Consider the following 16,319-nt stretch of genomic DNA (forward strand, 5'->3'; position numbering starts at 1 on the left):
AACAGGCTCTTAGGCGGTGGAACCGGCAAGAGCAGTACCAAGCAGTAAATCGTAGTGCGTGATGACACAAACAAATATTGATAAGGAAACAAGTTATGACGACAAGCGTAACGGGCAGCGACCTGGGAGGCGTGCTGGAAGGCGGCCCGCAGGACGATGTGCTCAAGGGCGGTGCCGGCAACGACACCTTGAACGGCTATGACGGCAATGATCTGCTGCAGGGCGGCGCCGGCGACGACGTGCTCAACGGCTATGCAGGCAACGACACGCTGGAAGGAGGCGCCGGCGACGATTTGCTCAATGCCGGCAGCGGCAACAATGTGCTGGCCGGCGGCGAGGGCAACGACACCCTGATCGGCGGCGCGGACAAGGACATCTATCTGTTCAATCTGGGCGACGGTTTCGACACCATCACCGACAACGCCCAGGACAAGCGCGACGCGGCGGACAGCGATCCGGCCTACCGCGACGAGTTGCGCTTCGGCCCGGGCATCCGCCCGGAAGACATCCAGCTGGAGCATGTGGGCGACGATTTGCTGCTGTCCCACCGCAACGGCGACGACGCGGTCACCATCAAGGGCTGGTTCGCCGACAAGAGCTTCTGGATCGAGCGCATCGTATTCGCCGACGGCGGCGAATGGGGCATTAACGATCTGGCGCAGCGCGTGATCGTGCAGACCGGCAGCGAGCGCAAGGAAATCCTCAACGGCTGGCTGGGCAAGGACCATCTGATCGGCCTGGGCGGCAATGACGTGCTGAACGGCCGCGGCGGCGACGATCTGTTGGACGGCGGCGCCGGCAACGACAAGCTGTTTGGTGAAGACGGCAACGACACCTTGCTGGGCGGCGACGGCGACGACACCCTGGACGGCGGCAGCGGCAACAATGTGCTGCACGGCGGTCGCGGCAACGATCTGCTGATCGGCGGCGCCGGCGCCGATGTTTACCTGTTCAACCTGGGCGACGGCGTGGACGTGATTCGCGACGCCGGCGGCGTGGACGTGTCGGTGAAAGACGAGATCCGTTTTGGCGCCGACATCCTGGTCAAGGACGTCAGCGTCAGCCGCCAGGACGACAACCTGGTGCTGATCCACGTCAACGGCAGCGACCGCCTGGTGGTGGAAGGCTATTTCGCCAGCGCGTCCAGCCGGATCGAGCGCATCGTGTTCGCCGAAGGCGTGGTCTGGACCCAGGCCGACATCAAGCTGACCCAGCTGGGCGGCAGCGGCAACGATACCTTGATCGGCTGGGAAGGCAGCGATCTGCTGGATGGCGGCGCAGGCGATGATTCGCTGATCGGCGGCGGCGGCAACGATACCTTGATCGGCGGCCTGGGCAATGATGTGCTGGTCAGCGGCGGCGCGGGCGTCAGCGTGCTGATCGGCGGCGCGGGCAACGACACCCTGGTGGGCGGCGCCGGCGCGGAGATTTACCAGTTTGGCCTGGGCGACGGCGCGGACGTGATCGCCGCGCACGGCGTGGACGTCAGCGTGACCTTGCAGGACCGCATTGTGTTCGGCGTCGGCATTTCGGTGGACGACATCCGAGTGGAGCGCCAGGGCGACGACATCGTGCTGATCCACGCCAACGGCCGCGACTCCATCACCATCCAGGCGGGCTTCAGTCTTGAGCATGGCTGGCATGGCCAGATCGTGTTCGCCGACGGCAGCGTCTGGCTGGGCGCGGAACTGGCGCAGAAACTGTTGGAAGTGCAGACCGGCGGCGACGACGACGATCTGCTGCTGGGCTCCGGCCAGTCCGATCTGTTGGACGGCGGCGCCGGCAACGACACCTTGATTGGCAACGGCGGCGAGGACACCTTGCGCGGCGGCGCCGGCGACGACCAGCTGCAAGGCGGCGTCAGCGGCCACACCACAATGGAAGGCGGCGCCGGCGACGATGTGCTGATCGGCAACAAGGGCCGTGAAACCTTCGTCTTCGGCGTGGGCGACGGCCGCGACCTGATCAACTACGGTGCCCAGATCGGCAAGATCGCCGCCTTGAGCGCCAACGATGAAATCCGCTTCAAGGCCGGCATCAGCGCCAAGGACATCCGCGTACTGCGCGCCGGCAACGACCTGCTGCTGCAGCACGTCAACGGCCAGGACAGCATCCGCGTCAAAAACGGCCTGGTCGATAAGACCGGCTGGGCCGGCGTGGTGCTGTTCGCCGACGGCTCCAAATGGAGCGCGGCCGAGCTCTTGACCATGGTGGTGGCCGCGGGCGGCACCAGCGGCAAGGACGTGCTGACCGGCGGCAAGGGCGGCGATCTGCTGGACGGCGGCGACGGCGACGATACGCTGATCGGCGGCGGCGGCAACGACACCCTGAAGGGCGGCGCCGGCAACGACGTGCTGATCAGCAGCGGCGGCGGCACGGCCATCCTGGAAGGCGGCAAGGGCAACGACACCCTGCAAGGCGGCAGCGAACACAATATCTATGTGTTCAATCTGGGCGACGGCAACGATGTGATCATCAACAACTCGCTGAACGTGTCGGTGGGCGTGAGCAGCGAAATCCGCTTCGGCGTCGGCATTTCGGTGACCGACATCACCGTGGTGCGCGTGGGCGACGACGTGCTGTTGCAGCATGTCAACGGCAGCGACTCGGTGCGCATCCAGGGCTGGTTCAGCAGCCAGAGCATGCAAGTGGGCAGCGTGGTGTTCGCCGACGGCGGCAGCTGGACCTCGGTGCAGATCAACCAGTTCGTCAAAGGCGTCTATGTGGGCGGCAGCGGCAACGACGCCTTCCACGGCGGCAGCGGCAGCGATCTGCTGGAAGGCGGCGACGGCGACGATACGCTGATTGGCGGCGGCGGCAACGACACCTTGCGCGGCGGCAACGGCAACGACGTGCTGATCGCCACCGGCAGCGGCACGGTGATCCTGGACGGCGGCAAGGGCAATGACACCCTGCGCGGCGGCGCGGACCGGAACATCTATGTGTTCAATCTGGGCGACGGCGGCGATCTCGTCATCAACAACTCGCTGAACGTATCGGTGGGCATGAGCAGCGAAATCCGCTTCGGCGCGGGGATTTCGGTGACCGACATCACCGTGGTGCGCGTAGGCGACGACATCGTGCTGCAACACGTCAACGGCAGCGACTCGGTGCGCATCCAGGGCTGGTTCAGCAGCCAATTGTCCCAGGTGGGCAGCGTGGTGTTCGCCGACGGCAGCAGCTGGACTTCGGTGCAGATCAATCAGTTCGCCGCGGGCATTTTCATCGGCACCAGCGGCAACGACGTCCTCAAGGGCGGCAAGGGCCATGACCTGCTGGACGGCGGCGACGGCGACGACGTGCTGATCGGCGGCGGCGGCAACGACACCCTGAAAGGCGGCGCCGGCAACGATGTGTTGATCAGCGCAGGCGGCGGCGTGTCCATCCTGGAAGGCGGCAAGGGCAACGACACCCTCAAGGGCGGCGGCAGCCAAGACATCTACGTCTTCAATCTGGGCGACGGCCGCGACGTGGTGATCAACAACTCCTTGAACGTCAGCGTCAGCCACCAGAGCGAAATCCGCTTTGGCGCCGGCATCTCGGTGACCGACATCACCGTGGTGCGCGTGGGCGACGACGTGTTGCTGCAACACGTCAACGGCGTGGATTCGGTGCTGATCCAGGGCTGGTTCCTCAGCCAGAGCAACTGGGTGGGCGGCGTGGTGTTCGCCGACGGCAGCAGCTGGACCTCAGTGCAGATCAATCAGTGGGCCAGCGGCATCTATATCGGCACCGCCGGCAATGATGTGTTGATCGGCGGCGCGGGCGGCAGCCTGCTGGACGGCGGCGCCGGCAACGACACCCTGATTGGCCGCGGCGGCAACGACACCTTGAAGGGCGGCGCAGGCAACGACGTGCTGGAAGGCGGCGCCGGGCGCAATGTCTATATCTTCAATCTGGGCGACGGCCAGGACACCATTCGCTATGGCGAAAAGGGCGTCAACCTCGCTTGGAGCAGCTACGAGGAGATCCGCTTCGGCGTGGGGATTTCGGTGACCGACATCACCGTGGTGCGCATTGGCGACGATGTGGTGCTGCGGCATAGCAACGGCGTGGACAGCATCACCATCCAGGCCGGCATGTCGGTTCAGAGCTCATGGTCCGGCAGCATCGTGTTCGCCAACGGCGGCAGCTGGAGTCTGCTCGAACTGATCAGCCTGGCGGCCGTGACCCTGAACGGCACCGACGGCGCGGATACGCTGAAGGGGGCCAAGGGCAATGACGTGATCTTCGGCCTGGCCGGGGATGACCAGTTGTTCGGCAATGAAGGCAACGACAGCCTGTTCGGCGGCGCCGGCAACGACACCCTGTACGGCGGGGCCGGCAACGACCTGCTGGAAGGCGGTGCCGGCGACGACGGCCTATTCGGCGAAGAAGGCAACGACACGCTGCGCGGCGGCGCCGGCAAGGATACGCTGTACGGCGGCAACGGCACCGACCTGCTGGAAGGCGGCGACGGCGACGACGTGATCATTGGCGGTAACGAAGGCGGCTCATGGCGCGAAGAGCGCGATACGCTGCGCGGCGGCGCCGGCAACGATCAGCTGACAGTGGCGTGGAGCAGCTGGAACAACACGTTGGAAGGCGGCATCGGCAACGACACGCTGACCGGCGGTTACGGCCGCGACATCTATCTGTTCAATCTGGGCGACGGTCAGGACGTGATCATCGATCGGGCCTACCGCGTCAGCGCGGAAGATTCGTACCGGGATGAACTGGTGTTCGGCGCGGATATCAAGGAAAGCGATATCCAGGTGCTGCGCAGCGGCAACGACATGGTGTTCCGCCACATCAACGGCCAGGACAGCGTGACGGTGAAGGATTGGTTCGGCGATCAGCTGAACTGGATCGAACAGATCACCTTCGCTTCCGGCGTGAAGTGGACGGCGGATCAGTTGATGAAGCAGGGCGTGCCGCTGATTGGCACCGAGTTGGGCGACACGCTGCGCGGCGGCAATGTCGATGACTGGATGCTGGGCAACGGCGGCAACGATTCGCTGTACGGCGGCAACGGCAACGACCTGCTGGAAGGCGGTGCCGGCGACGACGGCCTATTCGGCGAAGAAGGCAACGACACGCTGCGCGGCGGCGCCGGCAAGGATACGCTGTACGGCGGCAACGGCACCGACCTGCTGGAAGGCGGCGACGGCGACGACGTGATCATTGGCGGTAACGAAGGCGGCTCATGGCGCGAAGAGCGCGATACGCTGCGCGGCGGCGCCGGCAACGATCAGCTGACAGTGGCGTGGAGCAGCTGGAACAACACGTTGGAAGGCGGCATCGGCAACGACACGCTGACCGGCGGTTACGGCCGCGACATCTATCTGTTCAATCTGGGCGACGGTCAGGACGTGATCATCGATCGGGCCTACCGCGTCAGCGCGGAAGATTCGTACCGGGATGAACTGGTGTTCGGCGCGGATATCAAGGAAAGCGATATCCAGGTGCTGCGCAGCGGCAACGACATGGTGTTCCGCCACATCAACGGCCAGGACAGCGTGACGGTGAAGGATTGGTTTGGCGATCAGCTGAACTGGATCGAACAGATCACCTTCGCTTCCGGCGTGAAGTGGACGGCGGATCAGTTGATGAAGCAGGGCGTGCCGCTGGTTGGTTCCGAGTTGGGCGACACGCTGCGCGGCGGCAATGTCGATGACTGGATGCTGGGCAACGGCGGCAACGATTCGCTGTACGGCGGCAACGGCAACGACCTGCTGGAAGGCGGTGCCGGCGACGACGGCCTATTCGGCGAAGAAGGCAACGACACGCTGCGCGGCGGCGCCGGCAAGGATACGCTGTACGGCGGCAACGGCACCGACCTGCTGGAAGGCGGCGACGGCGACGACGTGATCATTGGCGGTAACGAAGGCGGCTCATGGCGCGAAGAGCGCGATACGCTGCGCGGCGGCGCCGGCAACGATCAGCTGACAGTGGCGTGGAGCAGCTGGAACAACACGCTGGAAGGCGGCATCGGCAACGACACGCTGACCGGCGGTTACGGCCGCGACATCTATCTGTTCAATCTGGGCGACGGTCAGGACGTGATCATCGATCGGGCCTACCGCGTCAGCGCGGAAGATTCGTACCGGGATGAACTGGTGTTCGGCGCGGATATCAAGGAAAGCGATATCCAGGTGCTGCGCAGCGGCAACGACATGGTGTTCCGCCACATCAACGGCCAGGACAGCGTGACGGTGAAGGATTGGTTCGGCGATCAGCTGAACTGGATCGAACAGATCACCTTCGCTTCCGGCGTGAAGTGGACGGCGGATCAGTTGATGAAGCAGGGCGTGCCGCTGGTCGGTTCCGAGTTGGGCGACACGCTGCGCGGCGGCAATGTCGATGACTGGATGCTGGGCAACGGCGGCAACGATTCGCTGTACGGCGGCAACGGCAACGACCTGCTGGAAGGCGGTGCCGGCGACGACGGCCTATTCGGCGAAGAAGGCAACGACACGCTGCGCGGCGGCGCCGGCAAGGATACGCTGTACGGCGGCAACGGCGCCGACCTGCTGGAAGGCGGCGACGGCGACGACGTGATCATTGGCGGTAACGAAGGCGGCTCATGGCGCGAAGAGCGCGATACGCTGCGCGGCGGCGCCGGCAACGATCAGCTGACAGTGGCGTGGAGCAGCTGGAACAACACGCTGGAAGGCGGCATCGGCAACGACACGCTGACCGGCGGTTACGGCCGCGACATCTATCTGTTCAATCTGGGCGACGGTCAGGACGTGATCATCGATCGGGCCTACCGCGTCAGCGCGGAAGATTCGTACCGGGATGAACTGGTGTTCGGCGCGGATATCAAGGAAAGCGATATCCAGGTGCTGCGCAGCGGCAACGACATGGTGTTCCGCCACATCAACGGCCAGGACAGCGTGACGGTGAAGGATTGGTTTGGCGATCAGCTGAACTGGATCGAACAGATCACCTTCGCTTCCGGCGTGAAGTGGACGGCGGATCAGTTGATGAAGCAGGGCGTGCCGCTGATTGGCACCGAGTTGGGCGACACGCTGCGCGGCGGCAATGTCGATGACTGGATGCTGGGCAACGGCGGCAACGATTCGCTGTACGGCGGCAACGGCAACGACCTGCTGGAAGGCGGTGCCGGCGACGACGGCCTATTCGGCGAAGAAGGCAACGACACGCTGCGCGGCGGCGCCGGCAAGGATACGCTGTACGGCGGCAACGGCACCGACCTGCTGGAAGGCGGCGACGGCGACGACGTGATCATTGGCGGTAACGAAGGCGGCTCATGGCGCGAAGAGCGCGATACGCTGCGCGGCGGCGCCGGCAACGATCAGCTGACAGTGGCGTGGAGCAGCTGGAACAACACGTTGGAAGGCGGCATCGGCAACGACACACTGACCGGCGGTTACGGCCGCGACATCTATCTGTTCAATCTGGGCGACGGTCAGGACGTGATCATCGATCGGGCCTACCGCGTCAGCGCGGAAGATTCGTACCGGGATGAACTGGTGTTCGGCGCCGACATCAAGGAAAGCGATATCCAGGTGCTGCGCAGCGGCAACGACATGGTGTTCCGCCACATCAACGGCCAGGACAGCGTGACGGTGAAGGATTGGTTTGGCGATCAGCTGAACTGGATCGAACAGATCACCTTCGCTTCCGGCACGAAGTGGACCGCCGATCAGTTGATGAAGCAGGGCGTGCCCTTGTTGGGCACCGAGCTGGGCGATACCCTGCGCGGCGGCGCGCTTGACGATTGGCTGGTTGGCAACGGCGGCCATGACGCCTTGTACGGCGGCGAGGGCAACGATCTGTTGGTCGGCGGCCGCGGCAACGACGTGCTTGAGGGCGGCAACGGCAACGACACCTATCAGTTCGAGCGCGGCGATGGCCAGGACGGCATCACCGACACCGGCGGCCAGGATGTGTTGAAGTTCGGCCAAGGCGTCAATGCCGACCAGCTGTGGTTCAAGCGTCAGGGCGCCAGCCTGGAGGTCAGCGTGATCGGCACTGAGGACAAGGTGTCGATTAACAACTGGTTCGGCAATGCCGCGAACCAGATCGAGACCCTCCAGTCCGGCGACGGCAAGGCCCTGGCGGCCAGTCAGGTGCAGGCGCTGGTCAATGCGATGGCGGCCTTCAATCCGCCGGCCGCTGGCCAGGTCAACCTGCCGGACAACTATCAGGCGGCTTTGCAGCCGGTGTTGGCGTCCAGCTGGAAGTAAATCGCTGAGTGGTTCTCTGTAGACGGCCGGCCCCTAGGGGCTGGCTTTTTTCATGCCTTCAGAATGGGCAGGGGGCGAAGCGGCCGCCCAGCACATTGTGGGCGTCCTTGCCCCACCAGCTCTGGATGGCGGTGGCGTAGACCTGGCGGAAGTCGATGGCGCAAGGCAGGTTGCCGTCGTCGACGCCGGCCAATTGCGGGCTTTGCCCATACAGGCCGCCGCGCACGCGCCCGCCGGCGGCGAAATGGACGTTGGCGGTGCCGTGGTCGGTGCCGCGGTTGCCGTTTTCGCGCGGGCGGCGGCCGAATTCGGCGTAGCTGAGCACCAGGGTGTCGTCCCAGCGTCCCTGCTGTTGCAATTGCGTGCGCAATAGCGCGATGCCGTCGGCCAGCTCTCCCAGCAGCCGCGCCTGGGTGGGCGGCTGGTTGCCGTGGGTGTCGAAGCCGGTGAGCGTGATGCGGGCCACGGCGATGGATACGCCGCGCGACAGGGTATCGGTCAGGGTCGCGACGGCCTGGGCGAAGGCTCCGGCCGGCCGAGGCGCGGCCATCGGCGAATCCGCCGCGGCCACGGGTTTGGCGGCTTGGCTCAGTTCGGCGGCGGCCTGGCGGATGTCGCCCTCCACCTTGAGAATGTGGCCCAGCGCGCCGCTGCCGGCATGGCCTTGGTCCGCGGCCAGTTTGGCCTGGCGCGCGAAGTCTTGCGGATTGCTCAGCACCACCGCGCGGGCGCCGCCGTCCAGCGGGCCCAGCGCCTGGCTGGACAACACCACGCCGTCGGCGGCGAATCCGCGCGGCGTCGGCTGCTCGCGGAACAATCGGGTCAACCAGCCCTCGCTCAGGTATTGCTGGCTATTGGACGCGGTTTCCCAAATCTCGATGGAACGGAAGTGGGACAGATTGGGATCGGGATAACCCACCCCCTGCAAGACCGCCAGCTCCTGCTGCTGCCATAGCGGGCGCAGGCCGGTCATGGCCGGGTGCAGGCCCAGGCGTTCGTCCAGCGGCAGCACTTGGTCGCGGGGAATCGCGATGCCGGGGCGCAGCCGGTAATAGTCGGCGCTGGCGTAGGGCACCACGGTGTTGAGGCCGTCGTTGCCGCCCTTGAGTTCGATCAGCACCAACAGGCGTTGATAGCCGGCCGGCGCCAGCGCCCAGCTCAGATTGGGCAGTACGGACACCATCAGGCCGCCGGCCATGGCTTTGAGAAATTGTCGTCGCTGGAACATGGCTGGGTTTCCGTCAGTGAACTTGATAAACCGGGTCCAGCAGCAGCGGGGCGATGGCTTGCGCGCCGCTGCCGGATTCGGGCAGGGGATTGGCCGGCGGCAAGGCCAGCAAGAGCTTGGCGGCGTCCTGAGCGCTGCGGATTTGGTAGATGGCGCTCCATTCATCCGGCTGCAGCCTGATGGAACGCAGGCCGGCGGCCGCCAGCCGGTTGATGCGCGCCTCGCGTCCCTTCATTTCGTCCATGCCGCCGTCCGGCAGCGCAAAGGCGTTGCGCGCAGGCGCGGCGTCGCGGGCGATGCGGTCCAGGAACTGTTTGCGGCTGAGCAAGGTGGCGCTGTTGATCCAGGCCTCGCCGCCCGGCCAGCCTTTGACGTTGGGCGGCGCGAACACGTCCTGGCCCAACTGACGGTTGAGCCCGGCCAGCGCGCGCCAGTCCGGCGGGTTCAGGTCGAAGGTGACCAGGGTGCCTATGGTCAGCTCCAGCGGCGATTTCACCAACTGGCCCTGGCTGCTCCAGAACTGCGGGCTTAGCAGCAGCGCGCGCAGCAAGGGCTTGATTTCGTAGCGGCTGTTGCGGAAGCCGGCGGCCAGCCGCTTGACGGCGGCCGGATCCGGCTTGGGCGAGACGAAGGCCTTCCACAGCTTGGCGGCGATGAACTCGGCGGTGGCCGGCTGTCGCAGCAGCAGGTCCAAGACATCGTCGCCGTTGAAGTCGCCCCGCTGGCCGAAGACGAGCTTGTCGCCGTCGTCGTGCAAGCGCGGACGGTTGACGAAGCGCTCGTCGCGATCCAGCCCCCAGCCGGTGAAGGCGCGCGCGGCTTCACGGATGTCCTGTTCGCTGTAATGGCCTTCGCCCAGGGTGAACAGCTCCATCACCTCGCGCGCGAAGTTCTCGTTCGGCTGGCCCTTGCGGTTATTGGCGGTGTCCAGATAGCGCATCATCGCCGGATCGCGGGCGACGGCGTGCAGCATGGCGCCGAAGTTGCCCAGCGCGTACTGGCGCAGCAAGACGTTTTGCCGATACATCAGTTGGGGCGAGCGCACCTTGTCCAGCGCGGAGACGAAGTGGTTGTGCCAGAACAGGGTCATTTTTTCGCTGAGCGGCGACGAGGTGTAGCGCATCTCGTTCAGCCACCAGCCGCGCAATTCCACCGCGTGCTCGGCGCGCAGTTTTTGCAGCGCCTTTTTCGCCTCTTCGTCTAAATTGGGCTGCCCCGGCCGCTCGAAGGCTTCGTCGACCCAGGACGGCGGCGGCGTGGCGGCGTTGGCCTGGCTATTGGCCAGCAGCCGATCCACCGCGGCTTCGCGGCTCAGCGGCGCGTACACGGCGATTTGCGCCGGGTTGGCGCCGAAGCCGGTGCGGGACAGCAAATGGCGCGCGCCGGCGACGCCGATGCCGGCCTGGGCCAGCGCGGGCAGGCTGAGAACGGCCAGCAGGAGCCCCAGCGCGGTTTTTGCGGTGAAGCGGATGGCCTCGGCCGTTCTAGTCGGCGGCCGGCCAAGGGTGGGCATGGGGTTCAAGCATGGTCTCCAAACGCGCCCGGAGCGGGCGTAAGCATGCATTCAGCTTAGAAGGCGCTTGTCATCGGCGTGTTAAGGCGCGGGCCCACTCTGTTAAGGATTGTTGGCTGCCAGCCGGCGGCCGCTGCGGTATACTGGCGCGCTGTCACCAGGGGTGCCCGCGACGCGGGCTGAGAAAATACCCTGCAACCTGATCTGGGTCATGCCAGCGGAGGGAGCGTGATGCGCGGGCCAGGGCCCGCATTCCGCTTGCTCCGGACTATCGTGTACGGAGATATCCATGAAGCGCTTTTCCTCTTTGATAGCCGTTGCGCTGGCGGCGTCCAGCCTGGCCGCGTCGGCGGCCGAGCTGCGCGTGCTGTCGCACAGTTCTTTCACCGTGTCCAAGCCCTTGCTGGCCGAATTCGAAAAGCAGAACGGCGCCAAGGTCTCCATCATCAAGGCCGGGGACGCCGGTGAGATGCTGAACAAGCTGATTCTGACCAAGGCCAATCCCATCGCCGACGTGGTGTTCGGCATCGACAACAGCCTGATCGGCAAGGCGCAGCAGGCCGGCGTGCTGGCTCCGGTGCCGGCGGCGCTGGCCCAGGGCGGCAAGGCCGCCTTGCCCGGCGCGGTGAGCATAGACTACGGCTACGTCACCCTCAATTACGACAAGGCCTGGTTCGCCCAGCGCCAGCTGGCGCTGCCCAAGACGCTGGAGGATTTGAGCAAGCCGGCCTACAAGAACCTGCTAGTGGTGCAAAATCCGGCCACGTCCAGCCCGGGCCTGGCTTTCATGTTGTCCACCATCGCCGCCATGGGCGAGGATAAGGCCTTCGCCTTCTGGGGCCGTTTGCGCGACAACGGGCTGAAGGTCAGCAAGGGTTGGAGCGAATCCTACTACACCGATTTCTCCAAGAACGGCGGCAGCCGTCCGCTGGTGGTCAGCTACGCGACCAGTCCGGCCGCCGAGGTGTTCTACAGCAAACAGAAACTGAACGACGCGCCCACCGGCAATCTGCCCTTGAAAGGCGGCGTGTTCCGCCAGGTGGAGGGCGCGGCCCTGGTCAAGGGCGGCAAGGAGGCGGCGCTGGGCGAGAAATTCATCGCCTTCCTGCGCTCCGAAGCGGTGCAGAAGGACGTGACCACCACCATGTGGATGTATCCGGTGATGGACAAGGTGAGTTTGGACCCGGTCTATCGTTTCGCGGAGCAGCCGGCCGCGCACGACACGCCGGATAGCAAGGCGATCGCCGAACATTCCCGCCAATGGGTGGCGCGCTGGACCCGAGTGGTGTTGAAGGGCGGGCAATGATTCCGGACATCGAAACGCCGCGGCTGTTGCTGCGCCATCTGGACCCGCAGACGCTGTGGCTGTGCCTGGCCGGTCAGCCGGAAACGGCGGCCGAGCTGCTGGGCGCGCCGCTGGCGGCGGAATGGTTGGACGAGCAGGACTTGATGAGCATGCGGCTGGACGACATCGAGCGCCAGCCCGACTACGCGCCCTGGTCGGTGCGCGCCTTGCTGCGCCGCGACGATCTGACGATGGTCGGCCACGTCAACTTCCACTCCTTGCCCGGCCATCCTTATCTGGGCGACTACGGCGACGTGGAATTGGGTTACACGATTTACCCGGCTTATCGCCGCCAGGGCTATGCCCGAGAAGCGGTGCTGGCGATGGGGGCCTGGGCGGCCCTGGCCGGCGCGCCGCGGCTGGTGCTGTCCATCGCGCCGGACAATCTGCCTTCGCAATGTTTGGCCGCGGATCTTGGCTTCGCCAAGGCGGGGCAAAGCGAGGATGAAGACGGGGTGGAGGATGTGTTGACCGCCCGCTGGCCGTTGAAGGGAACGCCGTTTTGATGTTGAGCCGTCGGAGCCGCCTGTTGCTGGCGGCGCCTCCCTTGCTGTTTTTGCTGGCGATGTCTATTTCGCCGTTGGCGCGGTTGTTGAAGGAGGGCGGCGAGCCGCTGTCCTTCGGTTTGCTGAGCGATTCCTATCTGCGCTGGCGCATGATGTGGTCGCTGCTGCAGGGTGCGGCGACCTGCGCGCTGGCCTTGCTGCTCGGCGTGCCGGCGGCGTGGGCGCTGGCTCGCTTCCGCTTCGCCGGGCGCGGCCTGGCGCTGCGCCTGCTGATGCTGCCCTTCGTGATGCCCACCCTGGTCGCCGGCGTCGGCGTGTTGGCGCTGTTCGGCCCTCAGGGTTTGAGCGGGCTGAACCTGCAGGATTCGCCCTGGCTGCTGCTGTACGGCAATCTGTTCTTCAATCTGCCGCTGGTGATCCGCGCGGCCGCCGATGGCTTCGCTCAGGTGCCGGCCAGCCGGCTGGCCGCGGCCCGCAGCCTGGGCGCCGGGCGTTGGCGCGCGTTCTGGCGCGTGGAATGGCCGGCAGCGCTGCCCTGGCTGTTGCCCAATCTATGCCTGGTTTTCCTCTACTGTTTCTCCGGCTTCGGCCTGGCGCTGTTGCTGGGCGGCCAGCGTTACGCCACGGTGGAAGTCGAGATTTACACGCTGGTGGCGTATGAGCTGAATCTGGCCGACGCCGGCGCGCTGGCCTTGCTGAGCTTGCTGGTGGCCGGCGGCGTCGCCGCGGTCTACGCCTGGCTGGAGGCGCGTTTGGGCGTGCCGGCGCGCTGCGAGCCGCTGCTCCCCGCGTCCGCGCGGACCTGGACGGACCGCGCCTGGCTGACGGCGGCCCTCGCCATCCTGTTGATCTTCGCCGGCTTGCCCTTGCTGGCGGTGCTGTGGAAAGCGCTGTCCGCGCTCGACGGCCTGGCCGGACTGTGGGACGAGGAATTGCGGCTGGCCTTGTTCAACTCGGCGCGTTTCACCTTGCTGACCGTATTGCTGTCCGGCTTGCTGGGCCTGTGCCACGCGTTGGCCGCCGGGCGCTGGCTGTGGTTGCGGGCCCTGGCCTTTCTGCCTTTCGTGGTGTCGCCGGTCTGCGTGGCGTTTGGCCTGCTGCTGCTCTATCCGAGCTGGAGCGCGGATTTGGCCATGCTGTTGGCGGCCTACGTCTTGCTGGCCTATCCCTTCGTCGCCAAAGCCGCCGGCGCGGCGCTGGACGGCATGCCGGAACATCTGGCGCAGGCGGCGCGCTCCCTGGGGGCCTCGCCCTGGCGGCTGTTCCGACGGGTGATCTGGCCTTTGTTGCAGCCGGCGCTGCGGCGCGGGCTGGCCTTCGCGGCCGCCACTGCGGTGGGGGAGTTCGCGGTGACCTTATTCCTGTCACGGCCGGAGTGGTTGACCCTGACCACCTTGATTTATCAGAAGCTGGGCCGGCCGGGCCAGGCCAACGCGGATGCGGCGATGCTGTTGTCCGGCCTGCTGATGGTGTTGGCGACGCTGGCTTTCGCCGTGATTGAAAGCGGCGCGGCCAGACCGGGAGAACCGGGAAAAGGAGACGGGCGTGCTTGAGCTCATCGGAATTGAAAAGCGCTTCGGCGCGCGGGTGGCGGCGGACGGCGTGTCGCTGGAGGTGGCTGCCGGGGAGACCCTGGCTCTGCTGGGACCGTCCGGCTGCGGCAAGAGCAGTTTGCTCAAAATCATCGCCGGCCTGCTGCCGCTGGACGGCGGCGCGGTTCGTTTCAACGGCGAGGACATCAGCCGGCTGCCGCCGGAGCGGCGCGGCTTCGCGCTGATGTTCCAGGATTTCGCCTTGTTTCCGCATCTGGACGTGCTTGGCAATGTGATGTTCGGTCTGATCGAACGGGGATCGTCCCGCGCCCAGGCCGCCGCCGCCGCCGCGGCGATGCTGGAGCGTTTGGGTCTGGGCGGTTATCAAGGGCGCAAGGTCTGGACCTTGTCCGGCGGCGAGCAACAGCGGGTGGCGCTGGCGCGCGCGATGGTGACCCGTCCGCGGCTCTTGCTGCTGGACGAGCCGTTCTCCAGCCTGGACGCGCATTTGCGCGGTCAGTTGCAAGGGGAGTTCGCGCAGTTGCTGGCGGAGTCCGGCATACCGGCCATTCTGGTCACGCACGACAGAGAGGAAGCGTTTGCGATGGCGAGCCGCGCCGCGGTGCTGCGCCAGGGGCGCATCGTGCAATGCGAGACGCCGCCGCAGCTGTTGGCCAGGCCGGCGAATGCGTGGCTGGCGCGCTTCATCGGCTATGAAAACGTGCTGGAGCACGCGGTGGTGCCGGGCCACGCGCTGCGGCTGGGGCCGCAGTACCCGCCGGCGCGCATCGAGTCGCTGACCTGGCTGGCGGACGGCGCCCGGGTGGAAGTGGCGGCGCAGGCGGGGCGGCTGAGCCTGAGCCTGTCCGCGCGGGAGGCGGCGAGCCTGGGCGCGGAACTGCGGCTTGGCGGCCAGTTTGGGTTGGGGGTGGACGCGTCCGCCCTGATTCCGTTCAGCGCAGGCTCTTGATGCGCTGTTCCATTTCCTCGAATTCCGGGCGTTCGCTGGAAAACAGCACTTTGCGGCCGAACTCGATGGCGCTGGGCGGCGGATAGCCCTGCATGCCGGCCAAGAGCACGGTCTTGATGCATTGCAATTCCTTGCTGTCCTCGTCCAGCTTCTGTTCCAGCAGCGCGCCCAGCGGCGACACCATGCCGTAGGACAGCAGGATGCCGAGGAAGGTGCCCACCAGCGCCGAGCCTATCATGCCGCCCAGCACCGCCGGCGGCGCGCCGACCGAGGCCATGGTGTTGACCACGCCCAGCACGGCGGCGACGATGCCGAAGGCCGGCAAGGCGTCGCCCAGGCGCTGGATGGCGGCGATAGGCGCCATGCCTTCCTGGTGGTGGGTTTCCAGTTCCACGTCCATCAGGCTCTCGATTTCGAAGGCGTTCAGATTGCCGCTGACCATGATGCGCAGATAGTCGCGGATGAAATTAAGCGCATGGTGGTCTTGAGCGATGGCCGGATACTTGCTGAAGACCGGGCTTTGTCCGGGGGCGTCGACATCGGCTTCCAGCGCCATCAGCCCTTCTTTGCGCGCCTTGGCCTGCAGTTCGTACAACAGGCACAGCAAGTCCAGCGCGCGGGCCTTGTTGTGGCGCGAGCCCTTGAGCGCGGCGGGCAGCGCGCGCGCCACCGCTTTCAGATTCTTGGTCTGGTTGGCGACGATGAAGGCGCCCAGCGCGCCGCCCAGAATCGCCATCATCTCGGTGGGCATCGCGGAGAGAATGGCGCCGATGGCGCCGCCGTGGATCAGAAAGGCGCCGAAGATCATGCCGATCACGACGAGGTAGCCGATGATTACATTCATATGTGGTAGTCCCAAGCAAAGTCAGACCGATGCCGGCCTGGCGCGTCGCCGCGGCGAACGCGGCGGGTCTGCGAGATAAAGAAGGCGGAAGGCCTGGGGTCGGTTCAAAGTCCGGCCGGCGTGGCGATGCTGAGCGCGCAAGCGGCGCATGAGCATTTCGACGCGGCGTCAGCCGTGCAAGGCGCC

Annotated in this window: 8 protein-coding genes and 1 riboswitch; of the genes, 5 read left to right on the forward strand and 3 right to left on the reverse strand. The window is 65.9% G+C overall.

From position 1 onward, the window contains the following. The first annotated feature begins 95 nt into the window (after nucleotides 1-95). A complete protein-coding gene (locus HQN78_RS25665; RefSeq protein WP_304502837.1) occupies nucleotides 96-8,195 on the forward strand; it encodes a calcium-binding protein in 8,100 nt (2,699 codons plus the stop codon). A 58-nt stretch (nucleotides 8,196-8,253) separates the two neighbouring features. On the opposite strand, the gene HQN78_RS04260 is transcribed toward HQN78_RS25665, so the two are convergent. Then, complete coding sequence (locus HQN78_RS04260; protein ID WP_235088156.1) at nucleotides 8,254-9,423, reverse strand: DUF1501 domain-containing protein; 1,170 nt, start codon at nucleotides 9,421-9,423, stop codon at nucleotides 8,254-8,256. A 13-nt stretch (nucleotides 9,424-9,436) separates the two neighbouring features. After that, on the reverse strand, nucleotides 9,437-10,936 hold the full coding sequence (locus tag HQN78_RS04265) for a DUF1800 family protein (protein ID WP_235089755.1): 1,500 nt from the start codon (nucleotides 10,934-10,936) through the stop codon (nucleotides 9,437-9,439). A gap of 149 nt (nucleotides 10,937-11,085) precedes the next feature. Further along, nucleotides 11,086-11,180: riboswitch (TPP riboswitch) on the forward strand. Nucleotides 11,181-11,225: 45 nt separating this feature from the next. Here HQN78_RS04265 and HQN78_RS04270 point away from each other — a divergent pair. From HQN78_RS04270 to HQN78_RS04285, 4 genes are read left to right on the forward strand one after another with little or no spacing between them, the layout of a single operon-like run. Next, nucleotides 11,226-12,242, forward strand: coding sequence for a thiamine ABC transporter substrate binding subunit (locus HQN78_RS04270; RefSeq protein ID WP_107799685.1), 1,017 nt, complete (start codon nucleotides 11,226-11,228; stop codon nucleotides 12,240-12,242). Then, nucleotides 12,239-12,787, forward strand: coding sequence for a GNAT family N-acetyltransferase (locus tag HQN78_RS04275; protein ID WP_107799684.1), 549 nt, complete (start codon nucleotides 12,239-12,241; stop codon nucleotides 12,785-12,787). The genes HQN78_RS04270 and HQN78_RS04275 overlap by 4 nt, the downstream gene beginning before the upstream one ends. Continuing rightward, on the forward strand, nucleotides 12,787-14,340 hold the full coding sequence (locus tag HQN78_RS04280) for an iron ABC transporter permease (RefSeq protein ID WP_235088159.1): 1,554 nt from the start codon (nucleotides 12,787-12,789) through the stop codon (nucleotides 14,338-14,340). Before HQN78_RS04275 ends, HQN78_RS04280 begins: the two co-directional genes overlap by 1 nt. Beyond that, nucleotides 14,333-15,289: an ABC transporter ATP-binding protein gene (locus HQN78_RS04285; protein ID WP_235088161.1), complete on the forward strand. Its 957-nt coding sequence runs from the start codon at nucleotides 14,333-14,335 to the stop codon at nucleotides 15,287-15,289. The genes HQN78_RS04280 and HQN78_RS04285 overlap by 8 nt, the downstream gene beginning before the upstream one ends. Here HQN78_RS04285 and motA read toward each other — a convergent pair. Beyond that, a complete protein-coding gene (gene motA, locus HQN78_RS04290; RefSeq protein ID WP_107799681.1) occupies nucleotides 15,273-16,133 on the reverse strand; it encodes a flagellar motor stator protein MotA in 861 nt (286 codons plus the stop codon). The genes HQN78_RS04285 and motA overlap by 17 nt on opposite strands. Nucleotides 16,134-16,319 lie beyond the last annotated feature (186 nt).

This window comes from Chromobacterium sp. Beijing, assembly GCF_021496765.1.
Taxonomy (GTDB): domain Bacteria; phylum Pseudomonadota; class Gammaproteobacteria; order Burkholderiales; family Chromobacteriaceae; genus Chromobacterium.

Excerpts from the sequence above, each read along its gene's own strand:
- motA (WP_107799681.1), bottom strand. The coding sequence starts at position 16,133 with ATGAATGTAATCATCGGCTACCTCGTCGTGATCGGCATGATCTTCGGC.
- HQN78_RS04270 (WP_107799685.1), top strand. The coding sequence starts at position 11,226 with ATGAAGCGCTTTTCCTCTTTGATAGCCGTTGCGCTGGCGGCGTCCAGC.
- HQN78_RS04280 (WP_235088159.1), top strand. The coding sequence starts at position 12,787 with ATGTTGAGCCGTCGGAGCCGCCTGTTGCTGGCGGCGCCTCCCTTGCTG.
- HQN78_RS04260 (WP_235088156.1), bottom strand. The coding sequence starts at position 9,423 with ATGTTCCAGCGACGACAATTTCTCAAAGCCATGGCCGGCGGCCTGATG.
- HQN78_RS04275 (WP_107799684.1), top strand. The coding sequence starts at position 12,239 with ATGATTCCGGACATCGAAACGCCGCGGCTGTTGCTGCGCCATCTGGAC.
- HQN78_RS04265 (WP_235089755.1), bottom strand. The coding sequence starts at position 10,936 with ATGCCCACCCTTGGCCGGCCGCCGACTAGAACGGCCGAGGCCATCCGC.
- HQN78_RS25665 (WP_304502837.1), top strand. The coding sequence starts at position 96 with ATGACGACAAGCGTAACGGGCAGCGACCTGGGAGGCGTGCTGGAAGGC.